Annotated in this window: 19 protein-coding genes; 6 read left to right on the top strand and 13 right to left on the bottom strand. The window is 64.6% G+C overall.

Features of this window, described 5'->3' with window-relative positions:
• Positions 1-24: 24 nt before the first annotated feature.
• The 3 genes from BLS48_RS29675 to BLS48_RS29665 all read right to left on the bottom strand — a co-directional run bounded on the left by BLS48_RS29675 (position 25) and on the right by BLS48_RS29665 (position 1419).
• The gene (locus tag BLS48_RS29675) at positions 25-585 is read right to left on the bottom strand and encodes a LysE family translocator (protein WP_091585515.1); all 561 of its coding nucleotides are present in this window, start codon (positions 583-585) and stop codon (positions 25-27) included.
• A gap of 217 nt (positions 586-802) precedes the next feature.
• Positions 803-1081, bottom strand: a complete 279-nt coding sequence (locus BLS48_RS29670; RefSeq protein WP_091585514.1) for an aminotransferase class I/II-fold pyridoxal phosphate-dependent enzyme — start codon at positions 1079-1081, stop codon at positions 803-805.
• A 26-nt stretch (positions 1082-1107) separates the two neighbouring features.
• Positions 1108-1419 (bottom strand): hypothetical protein, encoded by a 312-nt coding sequence (locus BLS48_RS29665; protein WP_167365291.1) that lies wholly within the window; start codon positions 1417-1419, stop codon positions 1108-1110.
• 371 nt (positions 1420-1790) lie between these two features.
• Between BLS48_RS29665 and BLS48_RS29660 the strand changes: the two genes are divergently transcribed.
• On the top strand, positions 1791-3413 hold the full coding sequence (locus tag BLS48_RS29660; protein ID WP_091585512.1) for an ABC-F family ATP-binding cassette domain-containing protein: 1623 nt from the start codon (positions 1791-1793) through the stop codon (positions 3411-3413).
• A gap of 67 nt (positions 3414-3480) precedes the next feature.
• Here the strand turns inward: BLS48_RS29660 and BLS48_RS29655 are convergent, their stop codons facing one another.
• Complete coding sequence (locus BLS48_RS29655) at positions 3481-3921, bottom strand: hypothetical protein (protein WP_091585510.1); 441 nt, start codon at positions 3919-3921, stop codon at positions 3481-3483.
• A gap of 361 nt (positions 3922-4282) precedes the next feature.
• Here BLS48_RS29655 and BLS48_RS29650 point away from each other — a divergent pair, with 361 nt between their 5' ends.
• A complete protein-coding gene (locus BLS48_RS29650; RefSeq protein ID WP_091585508.1) occupies positions 4283-4645 on the top strand; it encodes a hypothetical protein in 363 nt (120 codons plus the stop codon).
• 58 nt (positions 4646-4703) lie between these two features.
• Here BLS48_RS29650 and BLS48_RS29645 read toward each other — a convergent pair whose 3' ends face one another.
• The 8 genes from BLS48_RS29645 to BLS48_RS29610 form a co-directional block, all read right to left on the bottom strand.
• Positions 4704-5345 (bottom strand): glutathione S-transferase family protein, encoded by a 642-nt coding sequence (locus BLS48_RS29645; RefSeq protein ID WP_091585507.1) that lies wholly within the window; start codon positions 5343-5345, stop codon positions 4704-4706.
• 142 nt (positions 5346-5487) lie between these two features.
• A complete protein-coding gene (locus tag BLS48_RS29640; protein WP_091585502.1) occupies positions 5488-6201 on the bottom strand; it encodes a hypothetical protein in 714 nt (237 codons plus the stop codon).
• A 217-nt stretch (positions 6202-6418) separates the two neighbouring features.
• Positions 6419-7015, bottom strand: a complete 597-nt coding sequence (locus BLS48_RS29635) for an alpha/beta hydrolase (protein ID WP_091585500.1) — start codon at positions 7013-7015, stop codon at positions 6419-6421.
• Positions 7015-7992: a glutathione S-transferase family protein gene (locus tag BLS48_RS29630; RefSeq protein ID WP_091585499.1), complete on the bottom strand. Its 978-nt coding sequence runs from the start codon at positions 7990-7992 to the stop codon at positions 7015-7017. The genes BLS48_RS29635 and BLS48_RS29630 overlap by 1 nt, the downstream gene beginning before the upstream one ends.
• Positions 7993-8141: 149 nt before the next feature.
• Positions 8142-8765 (bottom strand): NADPH-dependent F420 reductase, encoded by a 624-nt coding sequence (locus BLS48_RS29625; protein WP_091585498.1) that lies wholly within the window; start codon positions 8763-8765, stop codon positions 8142-8144.
• A 109-nt stretch (positions 8766-8874) separates the two neighbouring features.
• Positions 8875-9774 carry a LysR family transcriptional regulator gene (locus BLS48_RS29620; protein ID WP_091585497.1) on the bottom strand — a complete coding sequence of 300 codons (900 nt, stop codon included), beginning with the start codon at positions 9772-9774 and terminating at the stop codon, positions 8875-8877.
• Positions 9775-9885: 111 nt separating this feature from the next.
• Entirely contained in the window at positions 9886-12519 is a 2634-nt protein-coding gene (locus BLS48_RS29615) for a bifunctional diguanylate cyclase/phosphodiesterase (RefSeq protein WP_091585585.1), read from the bottom strand.
• A 153-nt stretch (positions 12520-12672) separates the two neighbouring features.
• Positions 12673-13566 carry a LysR family transcriptional regulator gene (locus BLS48_RS29610; RefSeq protein WP_091585496.1) on the bottom strand — a complete coding sequence of 298 codons (894 nt, stop codon included), beginning with the start codon at positions 13564-13566 and terminating at the stop codon, positions 12673-12675.
• A 103-nt stretch (positions 13567-13669) separates the two neighbouring features.
• Here BLS48_RS29610 and BLS48_RS29605 point away from each other — a divergent pair, with 103 nt between their 5' ends.
• Genes BLS48_RS29605 through BLS48_RS35270 form a run of 4 tightly spaced genes read left to right on the top strand, consistent with a single transcriptional unit; the run spans position 13670 to position 15723 of the window.
• Positions 13670-14410, top strand: coding sequence for an SDR family oxidoreductase (locus tag BLS48_RS29605; protein WP_091585495.1), 741 nt, complete (start codon positions 13670-13672; stop codon positions 14408-14410).
• Between the two features lie 10 nt (positions 14411-14420).
• The gene (locus BLS48_RS29600; RefSeq protein ID WP_091585582.1) at positions 14421-15314 is read left to right on the top strand and encodes an SDR family oxidoreductase; all 894 of its coding nucleotides are present in this window, start codon (positions 14421-14423) and stop codon (positions 15312-15314) included.
• 29 nt (positions 15315-15343) lie between these two features.
• Positions 15344-15556, top strand: a complete 213-nt coding sequence (locus BLS48_RS29595) for a tautomerase family protein (protein WP_091585494.1) — start codon at positions 15344-15346, stop codon at positions 15554-15556.
• A gap of 29 nt (positions 15557-15585) precedes the next feature.
• Positions 15586-15723, top strand: coding sequence for a hypothetical protein (locus BLS48_RS35270; RefSeq protein ID WP_208604690.1), 138 nt, complete (start codon positions 15586-15588; stop codon positions 15721-15723).
• A gap of 40 nt (positions 15724-15763) precedes the next feature.
• Here the strand turns inward: BLS48_RS35270 and BLS48_RS29590 are convergent, their stop codons facing one another.
• Complete coding sequence (locus BLS48_RS29590) at positions 15764-16651, bottom strand: hypothetical protein (protein ID WP_091585492.1); 888 nt, start codon at positions 16649-16651, stop codon at positions 15764-15766.
• Between the last annotated feature and the right edge of the window lie 58 nt (positions 16652-16709).

Here is a 16709-nt window from a genome sequence, read left to right as displayed (position 1 = left end):
ATCCGGCGCCGGTCCAAGGCGGCGCTACAGGCTGCTGCCGGCGAGGATGATGCCGAAGCCGGCAAGGCAGATGGCGCTGGCTCGGCGCAGTGACCGCTGGCTGAGCAGGGTTGAACCGCTGCGGCGGACCACCAGACCAACGACGATCCAGGCCGCTCCGGCAAGAGCGACCAGCGCGGCGATGGTGGCCAGAAACTGGGCTGTCATGCCTTCGCTCTGGACCAGCAGCGCGACGATCATCGCCTTGGGATTGATCAGCGTGGTGACGAAGACCTGCCTCACCGTGACCAGCCGAACCTCGACGCCGTCGTCCTTCGTGGTCCAGACGCCGTAGGCGAGCCAGAGCAGCCACACCACCGCACAGATTCTTACGCCGGTCCGCAATCCGACCTGGTTGCCCGCCGGGATCAGGGCGGCAAGTGCCGCAACCGCCAGGATGATCGCCATGTAGGCAAGCACGACCGCGGCCAGCATCGGCACCGTGCGCCGTGCCCCGGACGAAACGGCCGAAAAAGCCAGAAGGATGTTGGTTGGCCCGGGCGTCAGCAGCAGCCCGCCCAGCGCCAGCAGATCAAGGTCGAGCATCCCAGGCTGTTGTCCCGCTTCGCGTCAATCGGCAGCGACTGTTAGCGGCGGCAGCGCCAGGAGTCGAGTTGACCCGCTGCCGCTGGGTGCCATCGCGCTGCCGTATCCGGGCGAGAAGGAGCCCGACGAGGGGGTCCGCGATGCGGCGCGCAAGAAAAAGCCGCCCTCGTTGCCGAGCGGCGGCCTTCTCCCGGGAGGAAGTCAGAAAGAGAGACGATCAAGCCGCCTTGGCGTGCTTGTAGCCGTGCTTCTTGTGGGTGTGCTTCTTGCCCATGTGCCTGTGGACGTGCTTCTTCACATGCTTGCGGTGCTTCTTGATATGCTTGCGTTGCTTCTTGACGTGGGCCGGTTTGCTGACGGCAGCGGACGCCGCCGGCGCAGCGCTCGACACCGCCGTGGTGGTCGCGGCCGCATTGGCCGTGCTGGCGCCGATAACCGGCATGGCGAGGCCGAGGGCAATGGCCAGGCCGAGCGCGGAGAGGAGGGGCTTATTCATGATAGGCTTTCCTTCAAGGGTTGCTGTCACTGGTTCAGATCGACCGGTGTCACGCCGAGAAGTTTCAAGGCGTTGGCCAAGGTCCGGATGCCTTGTGCCTGCTTGCGCTGGGCACAAAACCGGTTCGCCTTGTTCTGGAGTGCCGTTGCCTCGGCGATCTCTGTCGCATTGGCACCGGGGTCGGCTTTGGTTTCGATGGCCTCGTCGAGTTGAAGACTGAGCCGGCTGCAATATTCGCTACGGGTAACCGCCGCTTCCGCACCCGACTGCGCGACCGCAAGCATGGCGAGCGAAATGCCTGTCAGGGCACCCATCCATCCGGTCGAACGTCGTTGCATTTTTCGGGACCATCCCTTTGGCGTTGTGTGGCGACCCGCTTCGGCCGCCGCGGGGATGGTTATGACAGGCGATTTTTTCGCCAGTTTTTCCGGACTGTTGAATCTTGTTTCCGGAATGTGTCTGGGGGTGAAGCTGCCAATCTCCCCCCTCGTGGGGGAGATGCCCGGCAGGGCAGAGGGGTGTGCGAAGGATCGCCGTCGGTGCCAAGCTGGAGCACCCCTCATCCGTCGCCTTCGGCGACACCTTCTCCCACAAGGGGAGAAGGAAGAGGGTAGCGCCCGCTGCGGCGCTTGTGCCTCTTCCTCTGGCGCTCGCCATCGCGTATGGCCCCGGGGAAAATCCTCCCAAGTTCCAATTCCCCGGAAACCGCATGATCAGACTTGAAAGCATCAGCAAGCAGAACGGCCGTCAGCTTGTCTTCATCGAGGCGTCGGCGGCGCTGCAGAAGGGCGAGAAGGTCGGCCTCGTCGGGCCCAACGGCGCCGGCAAGACGACGCTGTTTCGCATGATCACCGGCCAGGAGCAGCCAGACGAGGGCCAGGTGCAGGTCGATCGCGGCGTCACCATCGGCTATTTCAGCCAGGATGTCGGCGACATGGAGGGCCATAGCGCTGTGGCCGAAGTGATGAACGGCGCCGGACCGGTCAGTGAAGTCGCGGCCGAGATGGCGGCACTCGAGGCGGCCATGGCCGATCCCGACCAGGCCGACCAGATGGACGAGATCATCGAGAAATACGGCGAGGCGCAGCACCGCTTCGAGGAGCTCGACGGTTATGCGCTGGACGGCCGCGCGCGCGAGGTGCTCGATGGCCTCGGCTTCAGCCAGGAGATGATGGACGGCGATGTCGGCAAACTGTCCGGCGGCTGGAAGATGCGCGTGGCGCTGGCGCGCATCCTACTCATGCGCCCTGATGTCATGCTGCTCGACGAGCCGTCCAACCATCTCGATCTGGAAAGCCTGATCTGGCTGGAATCCTTCCTGAAGGGCTATGACGGCGCGCTCTTGATGACCTCGCACGACCGCGAGTTCATGAACCGCATCGTCAACAAGGTGGTCGAGATCGACGCCGGTTCGCTGACCGCCTATTCCGGCAACTACGAATTCTACCAGCAGCAGCGGGCGATCGCCGACAAGCAGCAGCAGGCGCAGTTCGAGCGCCAGCAGGCGATGCTGGCCAAGGAGATCGCCTTCATCGAGCGCTTCAAGGCGCGCGCCTCGCACGCCGCCCAGGTGCAGAGCCGGGTGAAGAAGCTCGACAAGATCGACCGCGTCGAGCCGCCTAAGCGGCGCCAGATCGTGAATTTCGAATTCCAGCCGGCGCCGCGCTGCGGCGAGGATGTCGTCACATTGAAGAATGTGCACAAGGCCTATGGCAGCCGCAGCATCTATGAGGGGCTCGACTTCCAGGTCCGCCGCCGCGAGCGCTGGTGCATCATGGGCGTCAACGGCGCCGGCAAGTCGACGCTGCTGAAGCTGGTGGCCGGCGCTTCCGAACCCGACAATGGCACGGTGGCGCGGGGTCCGAGCGTCAAGATGGGTTATTTCGCCCAGCACGCCATGGAACTGCTGGAAGGCGAGCGCACCGTGTTCCAGACGCTGGAGGACGCGTTTCCGCAGGCCGGCCAGGCGCCGCTGCGGGCCCTTGCCGGGTGCTTCGGCTTTTCCGGGGACGAGATCGAGAAGAAGTGCCGCGTGCTTTCAGGCGGCGAAAAGGCGCGGCTGGTGATGGCGCTGATGCTGTTCGACCCGCCCAATTTGCTGGTGCTGGACGAGCCGACCAACCACCTCGACATCGCCACCAAGCAGATGCTGATCGAGGCGCTGTCGCAATATGAAGGCACCATGCTGTTCGTCTCGCACGACCGACATTTTCTGGCCGCGCTGTCGAACCGCGTGCTGGAGCTGACGCCCGAAGGCATCCACACCTATGGCGGCGGCTATACGGAATATGTCGAGCGGACCGGCCAGGAAGCGCCGGGCTTGAGGAGCTGAACGAAGGGGCGGTGTCGGCTCGAAGCCGGCACCGCCCCTTGAATATCGTCCGTGTGGAATGACGGCCTTAGTCGAACGAGATCGCCATGCCGCTGAGGTCTGCGTTGACCTGCAGACCGACCTGCTTGCCCGTGAGTTCGAGTTGGGCGCCCTTGTCGTTGGTCATGATGATCACCTGGGCTCCCTTGCCGATCGTGCCGCCGCCGCCGGCCGCTCCGTAGACCCCGGTCACGTCGCGGGCGCGGCGGATGTGGCGCACGGTGCCGCGGAAGTATGTCTTGGAAACACCGAAAGCCAGGCCTCCGGACACGGCGCCGATCGAGATCGGGTAGCTCTTGCCATGGAATGTGAAGGTGCCTTTTCCGCCGGAGCCGCCGACGAAGAAGGCCGCCTTGTAGACGGCGAAGCGGATCGTGCCGCTGTCGGCATGCGCGGCACTGGCAAAGCCGATGCCGGCGGTGGCGATGGCGGCAACCGCGATTGAACGAAATCCGGACGAAATTTTCATGATGGGAGCTCCTGGAGGTCGCCGCTTACCCGGCCGGGCTCGTCAGCGTATCAAAGTTACAATTGAACAGTCTCGCCTGTCATTTGGTTCCCGGCATGCGACTTGAATCTGGCCGCGAGACGATCGCCCCGAAGCAGGGCCGATGGCAAGCGCAGGGGCTGGACATCGCGTACACGTGATTGGCGTGGAGGCGCCGGCAAGGCATGCCGAAAGCGGCAGTCTCATCGTCGCCAAGCATAGGAAGCCTCACGCAAAACGGAGCGTCTTTACCCGCGAGGGGGCTGCCAGATAGATGGCGCCGCCCATTTCGCTACGGTCATGCGGAATTTATGATGATGCGATTCACGGGAAGGGGCTTCGGATGAGAATTGCGATGGGAATTGCAGTGTCCGCGTTGACCGCGATGGTGGCAGGATGCGCGACGTCTCCGGTCGACTATGGTGCGTCGCTTTCGCAACAGGACCAGCAATGGGCGTCGCCGGAATGCCAGCAGGCCCGGGCGCAGGCTTCGGACTACGAGGCTCGCGAAAAACATCATCCGGGTTGGGAATTCGCAGCCCTTGGCCCCTATGGGCTGGGGATCATAGCCGCCACCAAGGAGGCCGAGCAGAAGCAGCGGAAGCTTTACGCCCGCAACGTACACCAGCAATGCTCGAGCCTGCCCCTGCCGAAGGCGTTGCAGGGCGATTTAAGCCCGGCGGTCGCAAAGGCGAAGTATCCGTAGCCGCCCTGAGCCCAGAGACTCGGCGGCATGCTGACTTCAAACCTGCTATCGGCCAGCTTTATGATGGCGCATTGACCGCAAATTGCGCGGCGAAAGCCCTGGCATAAGCGGGCCGGGCTTCCCCACGCGCCACGTAGGCAGTCAGGTTCTGATATTCATCCAGAAGGCCTGACATACGTAGTCGCAGCAGCACCGATACCATCAACAGATCGCCCGCGCTGAACGCGACATCAAGCCAGTCGGCAGCGCCCAGGTAGACCGAGAGCTTGTCCAGCCGCGCGCGAACGCGGTCCTTGACCAAGGGCAGGCGCTCCTCGCTCCAGGACCTTTCGGCTTCGAATATCCTTGCCGTCGTCAATTCGAGGATCGGCGGCTCGACGGTGTTCAGCGCGGCAAACATCCAGGTGATGGCACGCGCCCGCGCATCGCGGTCCCTGGGCAGCAGGCCCGCATGCTGCTCGGCAAGATGGAAGACGATCGAGCCGGTCTCGAACAGGCACAGAGACCCTTCCTCATAGGTGGGGATCTGACCGAAGGGATGGATGGCCAGATGCTCAGGCGCCTTCATCCCGGCGAAGGAAACGAGACGAACCTCATAAGGCTGCCCGACTTCTTCGAGCGCCCAGCGAACGCGCGTATCGCGCGCCAGTCCCTTGCCGCCATCGGGCGATCGTTCAAAGGCGGTGATGGTGGGGATCACTGGTAGGCTCCGGGTGGTTGGTCAGGTGTCCGGTTCTTGGTTGCACCCAAAGGACGCACGGCCGAGGTGCTTCCCGACACCCTACCTCGTTTTTCGACCATTTGGATTTCGCGACCCGAACCGAAGGCGCGCGTCCTCGGTCCTAGCGCAGCAGTCCTTCCGCCTCGAATGTGTCCCAGCCTTCCAGCTTTGGCCGTGGAGCATCATCCTTTCCCGAATTCCTGACACTGCGCGCCTTGCGCTCTCGCTTCCCCGCACGCGTCAGAGCGGCCTTGCCGGCACCGCGCCGTCTGTTTTCGGACGCTTCCTGCGCATCCTCCTCCCGCCAGGCGCTCGCCAGGTCACGATCGAGAATGTCCTCGATGTGGCGTGGATCGAAGACATGGAAGGTCACCGCCTTGGATCGCCCGCGCATCTTCACGGTGCGCGTGCCGATGCTCTTCAGGCGACCGTCCTTGAGCCATTTGTGGCGCTCGCGGGCGGAGATGGTGAGAATGTCCTCTGCCTCGCGCGGAAGCACGGCCAGTGCTTCGATGCCCTCCAGCGTCCTGGAGATGGTTTCAGAGGCGGCCTGGAACGCATCCGCATCGGTTTGCAACATGCGCAACACGATACGGCCCGTCTCGGCCTTGGCGAACTTCCTCACCGCCCAGGGCAGGCGGGCTCGAATTTCGCGTTCGATCCCCTTCAGGCGCGAGGAGGAGCCAAGCGTTGCCGATGCCGGCAGCGGCCATTCGGTGACCACAGACGCGCTGCTGTTCACGCCGGGCTCGGACGTGCGATCAGGCGCGGTGGCAATTGCCGCGACGATACCACTCACGATCTTTCGAAAGGAACCGCGCTTCCTGATTGCCATATTTCATGTTCGCTCATCGGGTGCCATCGTGGAATGATAGGTTGCACAGCAGACAACCGAAATCAGGCTCAAACGGTTCCTTTAGCACGCGCAGCACCGATTCGGGTTCGCCAAACCATCGCGACGCGGCCTGGGCGGCCTCCTCGAAGTCGGGCGCGCTGCGCCATAGCGTTGCGTTTTGCCTTGTTGCTGCGCCGTCCGCACACGGCTGAGACGGTCAGGGCAGCACGTCGTCGATGAAGCTGGCTGCCTCGGCGAGGCCACCGTTTGAAACCTGGTGGCCGAGACCGGGCTCGATCGAGATCCTGGCCCGGACACCGGCCGCCTTCAGTTGCTCCGCCGCCCGGATGCTCTCGCCCGAAGGCATGACCGGGTCGGCGTCGCCGTGAACCAGGAGCAATGGCGTGCCGGTCGCGGGCGCCAGGGGTGGCGGGGATGCCAGGCGTCCCGAGAAAGCGACCACCGCCCCTACGGGCCAGCGCCCGCTGGCCAGCGCGTCGAGCGCCATGATCGAGCCTTGGGAAAAGCCGAGCAGCGCCACGCGATCAAGCGCATTCGAGTAACCGTGTTGCTCGATCAGGGTGGCGATAACCGCGTCAAAACCGGGCCGCGCCGCAACGACGCGGCCGGGGCGGTTGGCCTCGGTAACGCCGATGACGCTGAACCACTCGCGATGCGCGCCGCTGCCATGGGGCGCATCAGGGCTTTCGAAGGCGAGGCCGGGCAGTGCGGGTGCCAGCGCCCGACCGAGCGCTGCCATGTTGGCGCCGTTGCTGCCGACGCCGTGCAAGAGAATGACCAGGCCGCGATCCATCAGTGCTGGCTTTTCACGGAGACCGGCGCGAGGCCCGGCAGGTCGGGTCCCTTCGGCACGATGCCGTTGGGGTTGAGGGCCTTGACCGAATAGTAGCCGGCCTTGATGTGCTCGATGCTGACGGTTTCAGCGACCCCCGGCACGGCCAGCATCGCGGCCATATAGGCACTCAGCGCCGGATAGTCGGCGAGGCGCCGCAGATTGCATTTGAACAGGCCGTGATAGGCGGCGTCAAAACGCACCAGGGTGACGAACAGCCTGATGTCGGCCTCGGTCAGGGCATCGCCCAGAAGGAAAGGCCCACCCTTGTCGAGCCGGGCCTCGAGACTCCCGAGCATCGAGAACACGTCATCGAAGGCTTCCTCATAGGCGATTTGCGTGATGGCGAAGCCGGCGCGATAGACGCCGTTGTTAAGCCGTGGATAGATTTCCGCGTTGAGCGCGTCGATCTCGGCCCGCAACGGCGCGGGATACAGATCCGGTCCGCTTGCGAGGTCGCCGAAGCCCGAGTTGAGCATGCGCACGATATCGGCGCTCTCGTTGTTGACGATGGTGCCAAGCTGCTTGTCCCAAAGGACGGGCACGGTGGCACGCCCGGTATAGAGCGGGTCGGCCCTGGTGTAGATTTCATGCAGATGGCGGGCCCCGTTGATGTCGTCGGGGCCAGTGCCGGGATAGCCACCGAACGCCCAGCCTTCATTGTCCAGGCGCGGGTTGACGATGCTGATGGAAATGACGCCCTCGAGCCCCTTGAGCTTGCGCGCGATCAGCGTGCGGGATGCCCAGGGGCAGATGAGCGCGACATAGAGGTGATAGCGGCCCGCTTCGGCGGCGAAACCCGCGTCACCCGTCGGTCCGGCGCTGCCGTCAGGCGTTACCCAGTTGCGAAAGCCGGAAACCTGCCTGACGAAGCCGCCCTTGGCATCGCTTGCCTGCACCGGCTGCCAGTTGGCCGTCCATTTTCCTTCAATGAGCATCGTCTTCGTCCTTCACCAATCGCCGGGGATTGTCCACAGGTGCCGCGACGCACCACTTGACCGATATCAAGTGGCGCGTCGCGGCTTGCTATTTTGTTCTTCGATGGCGCGCTCCGGCCACCGAGGCCGGAGAGCGATGAATGCTCAAGTCAGATGCCGACCCAGGTCGGAGCGATATCGGTGCCCTTTCCCTGGCCATAGCCGAGGCCGATGTTGAGGGCGGCCACGGCCTCGATGTTGCGCGACGCGGCCAAGGGGCCGGCGACGATGGCCTTGAGGCCGGCTGCTTTCACCAGCGCCTCGACCTGGGCGACGGCGCCCGCGTCGTCGCCGGCGAGCAGCACCGCTGCAGGGGTGCCGGCGACCTTGCCGCCATTCTGCAGCACCGACGCAAACAAGGTGTTGAAGCCCTTCACTACCTTGGCCTGCGGGGCAAGCCGCGCGATTTCTTCAGCGGCGCTGGTCGAAAAGCCGATGGCCAGGCCGGAAAAGTCGGCCTTCATGGGATTGGTCAGGTCGACGACGATCTTGCCCGCCAGGCCTCCAGCGGCTTTCACCACCGCGGCCGCGGCATCATAGGGCACGGCGAGAAAGACAATGTCGGCCTTGGCGACGGCGTCGGGGATCGAGGCCGCGGAGACGCTGACGCCGAAGCCGCTGGCGACCGAGGCTGCCTCCGACGGGTGGCGCGAACCGAAGACGATGGCGTTGCCCGAAAATACTGTGGCGAGGCCTTTGGCCATATTGCCGGTACCGATGATTGCGAGTGTCATGTCCTGTGCTCCTGTCAGCTTGCCCTGCGGCGATGACGGGAATATGGACCTGTTCCGAATCGACCACTATCTGGTGAAATCGCAGAAGATTTCTTCCAAATCGGAAAGTCTACCAGCCCTGGTCCCAAGGCGGGCTGTCCTGGAAATGCGAGACGAGGAAATCCACCATCACCCGCACCTTGGCCGCCAGGTGCCGGCCGGTGGTGTAGACGGCCCAAAGAGCCATCGGGTCGGCCTCGTGGTCGGCCAGCACCGGAACGAGCTGGCCGGTCCGGATACGCTCGCCGGCGACGAAGCTGGGACCCTGCACCAGAACCAGGCCGATCGCCGCCGCGGCCGCGCAGGCCTCGGCGTTGGAGAAGCGCAGCCGGCCACGGATCGGCACCGTCAAGCCGCGGGCAAAACGCCAGCTGGCCCCGTCGGCGAAGTTGGTGTCGAGGATGCAGGCGTGGCCGGTCACGTCCCGGGGACGATCCGGAGCGCCGAATGCGTGCAGATAGGATGGCGCCGCCGTCGTCACCAGCCGGATCGGACAGAGCTTTCGCGCAATAAGGGTGCTGTCGCGCAAGGTGCCGATACGCAGGGCGAGGTCGAAACCTTCTTCCACCAGATTGACCACGCGGTCGGAGAACGACACGTCGAGCTCGATCAGCGGATGCGCGCGCGCGAACTCGGCCAAAAGCGGTGCAAGGACCTGGGTGCCGAAGGTAATCGGCACGGACATGACCAGTCGCCCACGCGGTGCCCCCGACGCGCTGCGGATGGTGGAATCCAGCTCGTCCATCTCCTCGAGCAGGCTCTTGATCCGCTCGAAATAGGCGCGCCCGGCCTCCGTGGGAGAGACGGAGCGGGTCGTGCGATGAAGCAGCTGCACGCCCAGTTCTTCCTCGAGCCGGGAAACCAGCTTGGACGCTTGGCCCGAACTCACACCGAGTTTTTGCGCCGCGGCGGACAGGCTCCGGCGCTCGATGACCGCAACCAGCATCCGGTCGCATGCCAGTCTGTCCATGTTGGGAACCTCAATCGCGGCGACTGTCGAGCATCCACCATAACCGCAAATGGCGCGAAGGCGCGGGCTTTCGTGACGATACGGCGGGGGTCCCGGGGTTGCAGGTACCTCTTACCCCGCGACCAGCCATTTGCGCGACTGGGCGAAGGCCTTGAAGGCCTTGGCCTCCATCGGGCGGCCCAAGAAGTAACCCTGCAGGATATCGCAGCCAAGCTCTTTCAGGATGCGCGCGTGCTCCATCGTCTCGACGCCCTCGGCAACCACTTCGATGCCGAGTGACTTGCCGATCTCGATGATCGACGACACCAGGTGCCGCTGCGCGCTCGAGCCGGTGATGGGCGTGACCAGTTGCCGGTCGATCTTGAGGCGGCGCGGCTGCAGCTTGAGCAGGGAGACGATCGAGGCGTGGCCGGTGCCGAAATCATCGATCTCGATGTCGATGCCGAGCTCCTTGATGTGCTCGATGTTCCAGGTGACCAGATCGTCGTTCTCGTCGAGGAAGATGGACTCCACCAGCTCGAACGACACGGTTCCTGCCTTGATCCCGAGCTTGCGCAGGCCACTGATCAAGTCCTTGTCCTCCAGGCGCCTGGCCGAGACGTTGACCGACACGCGCGGGATGTTGAGGTGGCTGCGCGACCAGCGCCCGAAATTCTCCAGCGCCTGTTCGAGCACCGTGCGGTCGATCAGCGCCACCACGTTGAGCTCTTCGGCCACCTTGAGATAGGTGTCGGGGGGCAGGATGCCGCGGCGCGGATGCTTCCAACGCGACAACGCCTCGACGCCGACGATCTCGAGCGTCCTGGCATCGAATTGCGGCTGGTAGTAAGCGATGAATTCGTTGCGCTCCAGCCCGCCCAGGATCTCATCGGCGGTCTGCTTGGTCCGCATGATCTCGCTCTGCAGCTCTTCGTTGAAGAACTCGTAGCGGTTGCGGCCGCGGCCTTTCGCCCGGTAAAGCGCCAGATCGGTGTTGACGAGCAGCTGCCTGGCGTCGACGCCGCTGTTGGCGGCAATGCCGATACTCACTCCGAACCGGCACGGATGGCCCCGATAGTCGACAGGCTGGCGCATCTCCTCGATGATGCGGTCGGCGAGCGCCGCGAGCTGTTCGTCGTCAAGCCCGTGGCTCACCACGACGAACTCGTCGCCGCCGATGCGCGCAACGAAATCGTTACGGCCCGCATTGGCCTTGATGACCTTGGAGGCATGCACCAGCATGGCATCGCCCGCGGCGTGACCGAGCGTGTCGTTGATCTGCTTGAAGCGGTCCAGATCCAGATGCAGCAGCGCCGTGCGGCGGTCCGGTTCGCTGGTTTCGGCCAGCAGCTCGTCGAGATAGCGGCGGTTGGGCAGGCCGGTCAGCGAATCGTGCAGCGCCGCGTACTCGATATGCGCCTTGGCGAGATTGAGCTCGGCGTTCTTCGATTCCGTCAATTGGCGCTCGCGCATGAGGGTCTCGTTGAGCAGCACGTCGCTGGTCACGTCCCATTCGGCGCCGATCAGCTTTGGCGTGCCGTCGATATCCTGGAAGAAGCTGGCGCGCGTGCGCACATGGCGGACGGTGCCGTCGGGGCGCAGGAGCCGGTATTGTGAGGAGTAGGGGCCTTTCTTCGTGGTGGCCAGATCGAAATCCCGCAGCGCCCGCCCGATGTCTTCAGGATGGATCGCCTGCGCCCAGTCATCATAGCCGCGCGGCTTGCCGTCGGCTGGCTTGCCGTAGATTTCGTTGACGCGGTCATCCCACACCATTTTGTGGGTGGCGAGGTCGTGTTCCCAAACGCCGATGCCCGAGGCTTCCAGCGCCAGCTCCAGACGCCCGGACAGGCGTCTCAGCTCGGCGTAGTTTTTCTGCCTTTCTCCGAACAGCCGCCCGGCCACCATGATCGGCAGCACCACCAGCGCGCCAGCGAGCAGCATGAGCGCCCGCAAGGCCAACTCGTTCTTCGGGGCGGTTGGCCAGCCGCCTTTGGGGATGGCCGAAATCTGCCAGGAGCCCGAAGACAGCTGCACATCGGCGGAAACGGGATTTCCGGCGACGACATTGCCGCCGCCGAAGAAGCGTTCGCCGCCGCCACCCAGCGCATCCTTGCCCGTGAGCGCGACATCGATGTCGAGATCCGGGTCGGTCAGTCCGCTCGCCGCGTAGAGCCGGTCGACATCGACCACCGCCGAGACGATGCCCCAGAAGCGGTCGCCGCCGCCCGCCGTCGGCACGAAGACTGGAATGCGGCCGATGAAGCCGCGCCCGCCCTGCGCAAGGTCGACCGGGCCGGCAAACACCAGCACGCGCTGGTCGCGCGCCCGAAGTGCCGCCATGCGTTGCGCCTCGTTCTTGCGATAGTCGAGCCCGATCGCCTTCTCGTTGCCCTTGATCGGGTACATCAGCGAGATGACGAGGTCGGGCGCGCCGGCGATGTTGCGCAGTTGCGATTTCTGCTGGAACAGATTGGCCGCGAGCGAGGCAAATCTCTGCTGGCCCATGTAGGGCTCTGTAACGATGGTCGAGACGAGGCCCTGAACAAGCTGGAGATTGCCGCCTATGTTGCCTTCGAGCTTGGCGCGGATGATGTTGACCTTGGCCAGCACATCGGCGCGCGCCAGTTGATCGGAGACCCTGCTGTTCTGCTGGTCGGCAATGATGGCGCAAGCCAAAAGCACAACAAAAGCAATGGCCGCCGGCAAGTTGGCGGAAGAGAAAACGGCCTGTTTGACACGGCCGAGATTGAATCCCGTTATGGCCAATTCGACCTGAATACCTTTCCTGAACAACAGCCCCCGGTCGCAGCTTAGTAGAAAACGCTTAAATTAAAACTTCCAAGCTGGATGTAAGTTGCGGCATCGGCTCATGGCTGCCGGATTTCGGATCGCAGGCTGAACCGGGGCTTGATGGACCGACTACAGGTTCGCCTCCGCGAAGATGCGCGACGCCCAGTCGAGGAAGACGCGAAGGCGCGGCGAGAGCTGCCTGTTCTGCGGGTAAAGCGCCGACAGCGGCGTCGGCGAGGGCGGGTAGTCGGCCAGCACCTCGACCAGCGTCCCGTCGGCAAGCTCCTTCTCGAAACGATAGCGCGGTGCCTGGATCAAGCCCAGCCCAAGCCGCGCCAGATCGGCGGCGGTGTCGGAATTGTTCGCAGCGACGCGGCCCGGCAGCCGGACTTCAAGGGTCTTGCCACCGACGGTGAATTCGAACGGAAGGGTCTCGCCGGTGCGCGACGAGACGAAACCCACCGCCTGGTGCCCGTCGAGCGCGTTGGGGGAGGTGGGTGTGCCGTGCCGTTCGAGATAGGCGGGGCTGGCGCAGGTGATCTCGCGGATCATCGCCAGCCGCCGCATGATCATGCCGCTGTCGGGCGGCTCGCCGACGCGTATCACGCAATCCACCCCCTCGCGCACGAGATCGACCAGCCTGTCGCTCTGGCCGATCTGCAGGTCGATCCTGACATAGCGGGCGAGGAATTCGGGCAGGCGCGGCAACAGGAAAGTGCGGGTGAGCAGCGTGCTGGCATCGATGCGCAGCAGGCCGAACGGCTCGGCATTGCGGAAGGCGGCCTCGGCATCCTCGATCTCGGCCAGGATCGACAGGCAGCTGCGATAGTAGGCCTCGCCGTCCTGCGTGGGATTCACCTGCCGCGTCGTCCGTTCCAGCAGCCGCGCGCCGAGATGCTCTTCGAGCCGCCTGATCGCTTCCGTCGCGGTCGAACGCGGCAGGCCGAGATCGGCGGCGGCAGCGGTGAAGCTGCGCCTCTCCAGAACGCGAACAAAGAGCCGCATCGCATCCAGTCGATCCATGCCATTTGTTCGCAGTTTACGGATAGTGATGTCAATAGGCGGCTGATTATCCGGGAAACGGCTTGGTCTATATCCGTGTCACCAACAACACGGAGAGACTTCCATGACATCTGACCAAACCAGAACCGCGATCGTGACCGGCGCCTCCAAGGGCATCGGCGCGGCCATCGCGCAGCGGCTCGCCCGCGACGGCGTCGCCCTCGTCGTCAACTATGCGCGGGGACGCGCCGAGGCCGAAGAGCTTGTGCGTGCGATCGAAACCGGCGGCGGCAAGGCGATCGCCGTTCAGGCCGATATCGCCGATCCGGCCGGCATCGCCGCTCTTTTCGACGCCGGCGAAAAGGCCTTCGGCGGCATCGACATCCTCGTCAACAATGCCGGCATCATGAAGCTTTCGCCGATCGCGCAGACCGACGACGCTTCGTTCGACACGCAGATCGCGATCAATCTTGGCGGCGTGTTCCGTGGCATGCGGGAAGGCGCAAAGCGCCTTCGCGACGGCGGCCGTATCATCAATTTCTCGAGCAGCGTCGTCGGCCTCTACCAGCCGGGCTACGGCGTCTACGCCGCCACCAAGGCGGGCGTCGAGGCGATGACCCATATCCTGGCCAAGGAGCTTGGCGCGCGCCGTGTCACCGTCAACGCGGTGGCGCCGGGGCCGATCGAGACGGCGCTGTTCCTGGACGGCAAGAGCGAGGCGCAGGTCGCGGCCATCGGCAAAATGATCCCGCTCGGCCGGCTCGGCCAGCCCGACGATATCGCCGGGGTGGTTTCGTTCCTGGCCGGGCCGGACAGCTTCTGGGTCAATGGACAGATCATCCGCGCCAATGGCGGCGTGATCTGAGGAGATGACCATGCAACAGACAATCCTGATCACAGGCGCTTCCAGCGGCTTCGGCGCGATGACCGCCCGGGAACTCGCGAGAGCCGGCCACACGGTCTACGCCTCGATGCGCGACCCGGCGGCGCGCGGCGGCGTGGCGGCGGCCGAGATGGAGAAATTCGGCCGCGACGAGGGCCTGGCGCTCAAGCCCCTCGCGCTCGATGTCACTTCCGATGCTTCCGCCGAAGCGGCGGTCCGGCTGATCCTCGGCGAGGCCGGCCGGCTCGACGTGCTCATCCACAATGCCGGGCATATGGGGTTTGGACCAACCGAGGCTTTCGAACCCGAGCAGCTGGCGCAGCTCTACGACGTCAACGTCGTCGGCACGCAGCGCGTCAACCGTGCGGCCTTGCCGCATATGCGCTCCCTCGGCAGAGGGCAGATGATCTGGGTAGGCTCGAGCAGCACACGTGGCGGCACGCCGCCGTTCCTCGCGGCCTATTTCGCGGCAAAGGCCGGCATGGATGCGCTGGCGCAGAGCTATGCGCTGGAACTTGCCCGCTTCGGCATCGAAACGACGATCGTCGTGCCGGGCGCCTTCACCAAGGGTACGGAGCATTTTCATCATGCCGCCGCGCCCGCGGATGCGGCGCGAGCCGCGCTCTACTGGTCCGGGCCCTACGCCGATGTCGATCAGCAGGTGCTGAAGGGGCTGGCTTCGCTCGAGCCGGCGGATGCCGATCCGGCTGACGTCGCCACGGCAATCGTCGACCTCGTCGCCATGCCGCACGGAAGGCGCCCGCTGCGCGTGCACATCGATCCCTCCGACGATGGCGCCGCGATCGTCAACGGCATCGCCGACCGCGTGCGTGCGCAACTCATGGAGCGGATCGGCCTTGCCGACCTGCTCCATCCCAAGGCCTGAAACCCACCCTCAAGGAGAAGGAAACGATCATGCCATTCGCCAACATCAAGATGCCGCAAGCGGCTCTCTCCAAGGCGCAGAAGGAAGACCTCATCCATCGCACGACGGCGATGTTCGTCGAATTTTTCGGCGAAGGCGTCCGACCCTACACGATGGTGCTGGTGGAGGAAGTCGCCGATGGCGGCTATGGCCGTGCCGACGAAGTGTTCGTCGTGCCGGAAGCCTATCGCGCCAAGGAATAGGGAATAAGGGGGCCGACGACCTTGAGCCGATGATCGCGTCGGCGTTCTGGATCCGCGGCGAGACCGCGATTGAAACGGCCAACCCGGAGACCGGCACGCTCTGCCCCGAGCTGACTTTCGAGACCGTCGAAAGTGCCTTCACGACCCTGGCCGGCGCAAAGAACTAGAAGCGCCGGGGCGAGCGCGGCGTTCACGCGTAGGGGACGCCTACTTGCCGGCCATGTGATCGGCAAGCTCCTGCGCCTGACTGAGAAGCGCCGGGAAGACCGGGTCGCTCGGCAGGTGCTCGCCCATGCACTTGCGATAGTCGCCGTCACCTTTTTCCCAGGCGGTATTGGCGGCATCATATGCCTTTTCGTCCTTTTGCTCGGAAGCCTGGGCGGCCAATTTCTGGGCAGCGGCGTCGGCCGAGGTCCATATGGCCTCGCAGGCCGCGATCTTCGGAACGGGCTGCGCGGCGGGCGCCGAGGCGATCATGACGCTGTTACCCTTGACGAGCGTGACGATGACCTGCTGTTCTCCGATCGGCCCCACGTCCTGCGTCCAGCCGCCAAGCCGCGCAATGGCGATGTCGGCGCCTTCGGGCTTCTTCAGCGGAAAGTCGAGCGTCCCCATGAACGCGGCGTCGCTGCTGATCGCCTGGGTGTAGAAGGCATCGAGTTTCAGCGCCTCGTCGATGCCGGTGGGCAGTTTGAGATTCGCGTCCGTCTCGGTGGCCCTGGATCGAAGCCAGCGATCGAGGAGCCCTCGCGTCGTTGCCACGAGGCTCGGGCCCTCGTCAGTCCTGGCGTATCTCAGCCCGTCGAGCATGCCGTATCCGACATCGGCGTCGCTCAGGCTTTCGAGATTGCTGGTGCCGGTCGCCGGAAAATCCACAACCGCTAGGGGGCCGAGAAGGGTGGACAGGCGCCCTTCGAGATCGGCCCGCGCCTTGGCATCGGCGGCATCGAGCGTTTCCACCGGAGCATTCGCGCTGTTGAGTGCCGCTATGGCGGCAATCGCCTTGTCGCGCGCGGCGATATAGTCGTCCTCCGGCGAGGCCGCCAAAGCCAAGCCGCTCGCCAGCGCGAACACGATCGTCCAGACCAACCGCATGACGTAAGCCTCCCGTTTTTTTTGTCCTGGCTTTGGGAGCCTATCGGGCGTCTTGTGG

It is taken from the genome of Mesorhizobium qingshengii (genome assembly GCF_900103325.1).
GTDB classification, from domain to species: Bacteria; Pseudomonadota; Alphaproteobacteria; order Rhizobiales; family Rhizobiaceae; genus Mesorhizobium; species Mesorhizobium qingshengii.
This window is presented reverse-complemented; position numbering and strand designations above follow the sequence as displayed.

Coding starts and splice junctions, on each gene's coding strand:
- BLS48_RS29675 (WP_091585515.1), bottom strand. CDS start 585: ATGCTCGACCTTGATCTGCTGGCGCTGGGCGGGCTGCTGCTGACGCCC.
- BLS48_RS29670 (WP_091585514.1), bottom strand. CDS start 1,081: ATGAATAAGCCCCTCCTCTCCGCGCTCGGCCTGGCCATTGCCCTCGGC.
- BLS48_RS29665 (WP_167365291.1), bottom strand. CDS start 1,419: ATGCAACGACGTTCGACCGGATGGATGGGTGCCCTGACAGGCATTTCG.
- BLS48_RS29660 (WP_091585512.1), top strand. CDS start 1,791: ATGATCAGACTTGAAAGCATCAGCAAGCAGAACGGCCGTCAGCTTGTC.
- BLS48_RS29655 (WP_091585510.1), bottom strand. CDS start 3,921: ATGAAAATTTCGTCCGGATTTCGTTCAATCGCGGTTGCCGCCATCGCC.
- BLS48_RS29650 (WP_091585508.1), top strand. CDS start 4,283: ATGAGAATTGCGATGGGAATTGCAGTGTCCGCGTTGACCGCGATGGTG.
- BLS48_RS29640 (WP_091585502.1), bottom strand. CDS start 6,201: ATGGCAATCAGGAAGCGCGGTTCCTTTCGAAAGATCGTGAGTGGTATC.
- BLS48_RS29635 (WP_091585500.1), bottom strand. CDS start 7,015: ATGGATCGCGGCCTGGTCATTCTCTTGCACGGCGTCGGCAGCAACGGC.
- BLS48_RS29630 (WP_091585499.1), bottom strand. CDS start 7,992: ATGCTCATTGAAGGAAAATGGACGGCCAACTGGCAGCCGGTGCAGGCA.
- BLS48_RS29625 (WP_091585498.1), bottom strand. CDS start 8,765: ATGACACTCGCAATCATCGGTACCGGCAATATGGCCAAAGGCCTCGCC.
- BLS48_RS29620 (WP_091585497.1), bottom strand. CDS start 9,774: ATGGACAGACTGGCATGCGACCGGATGCTGGTTGCGGTCATCGAGCGC.
- BLS48_RS29610 (WP_091585496.1), bottom strand. CDS start 13,566: ATGGATCGACTGGATGCGATGCGGCTCTTTGTTCGCGTTCTGGAGAGG.
- BLS48_RS29605 (WP_091585495.1), top strand. CDS start 13,670: ATGACATCTGACCAAACCAGAACCGCGATCGTGACCGGCGCCTCCAAG.
- BLS48_RS29600 (WP_091585582.1), top strand. CDS start 14,421: ATGCAACAGACAATCCTGATCACAGGCGCTTCCAGCGGCTTCGGCGCG.
- BLS48_RS29595 (WP_091585494.1), top strand. CDS start 15,344: ATGCCATTCGCCAACATCAAGATGCCGCAAGCGGCTCTCTCCAAGGCG.
- BLS48_RS35270 (WP_208604690.1), top strand. CDS start 15,586: ATGATCGCGTCGGCGTTCTGGATCCGCGGCGAGACCGCGATTGAAACG.
- BLS48_RS29590 (WP_091585492.1), bottom strand. CDS start 16,651: ATGCGGTTGGTCTGGACGATCGTGTTCGCGCTGGCGAGCGGCTTGGCT.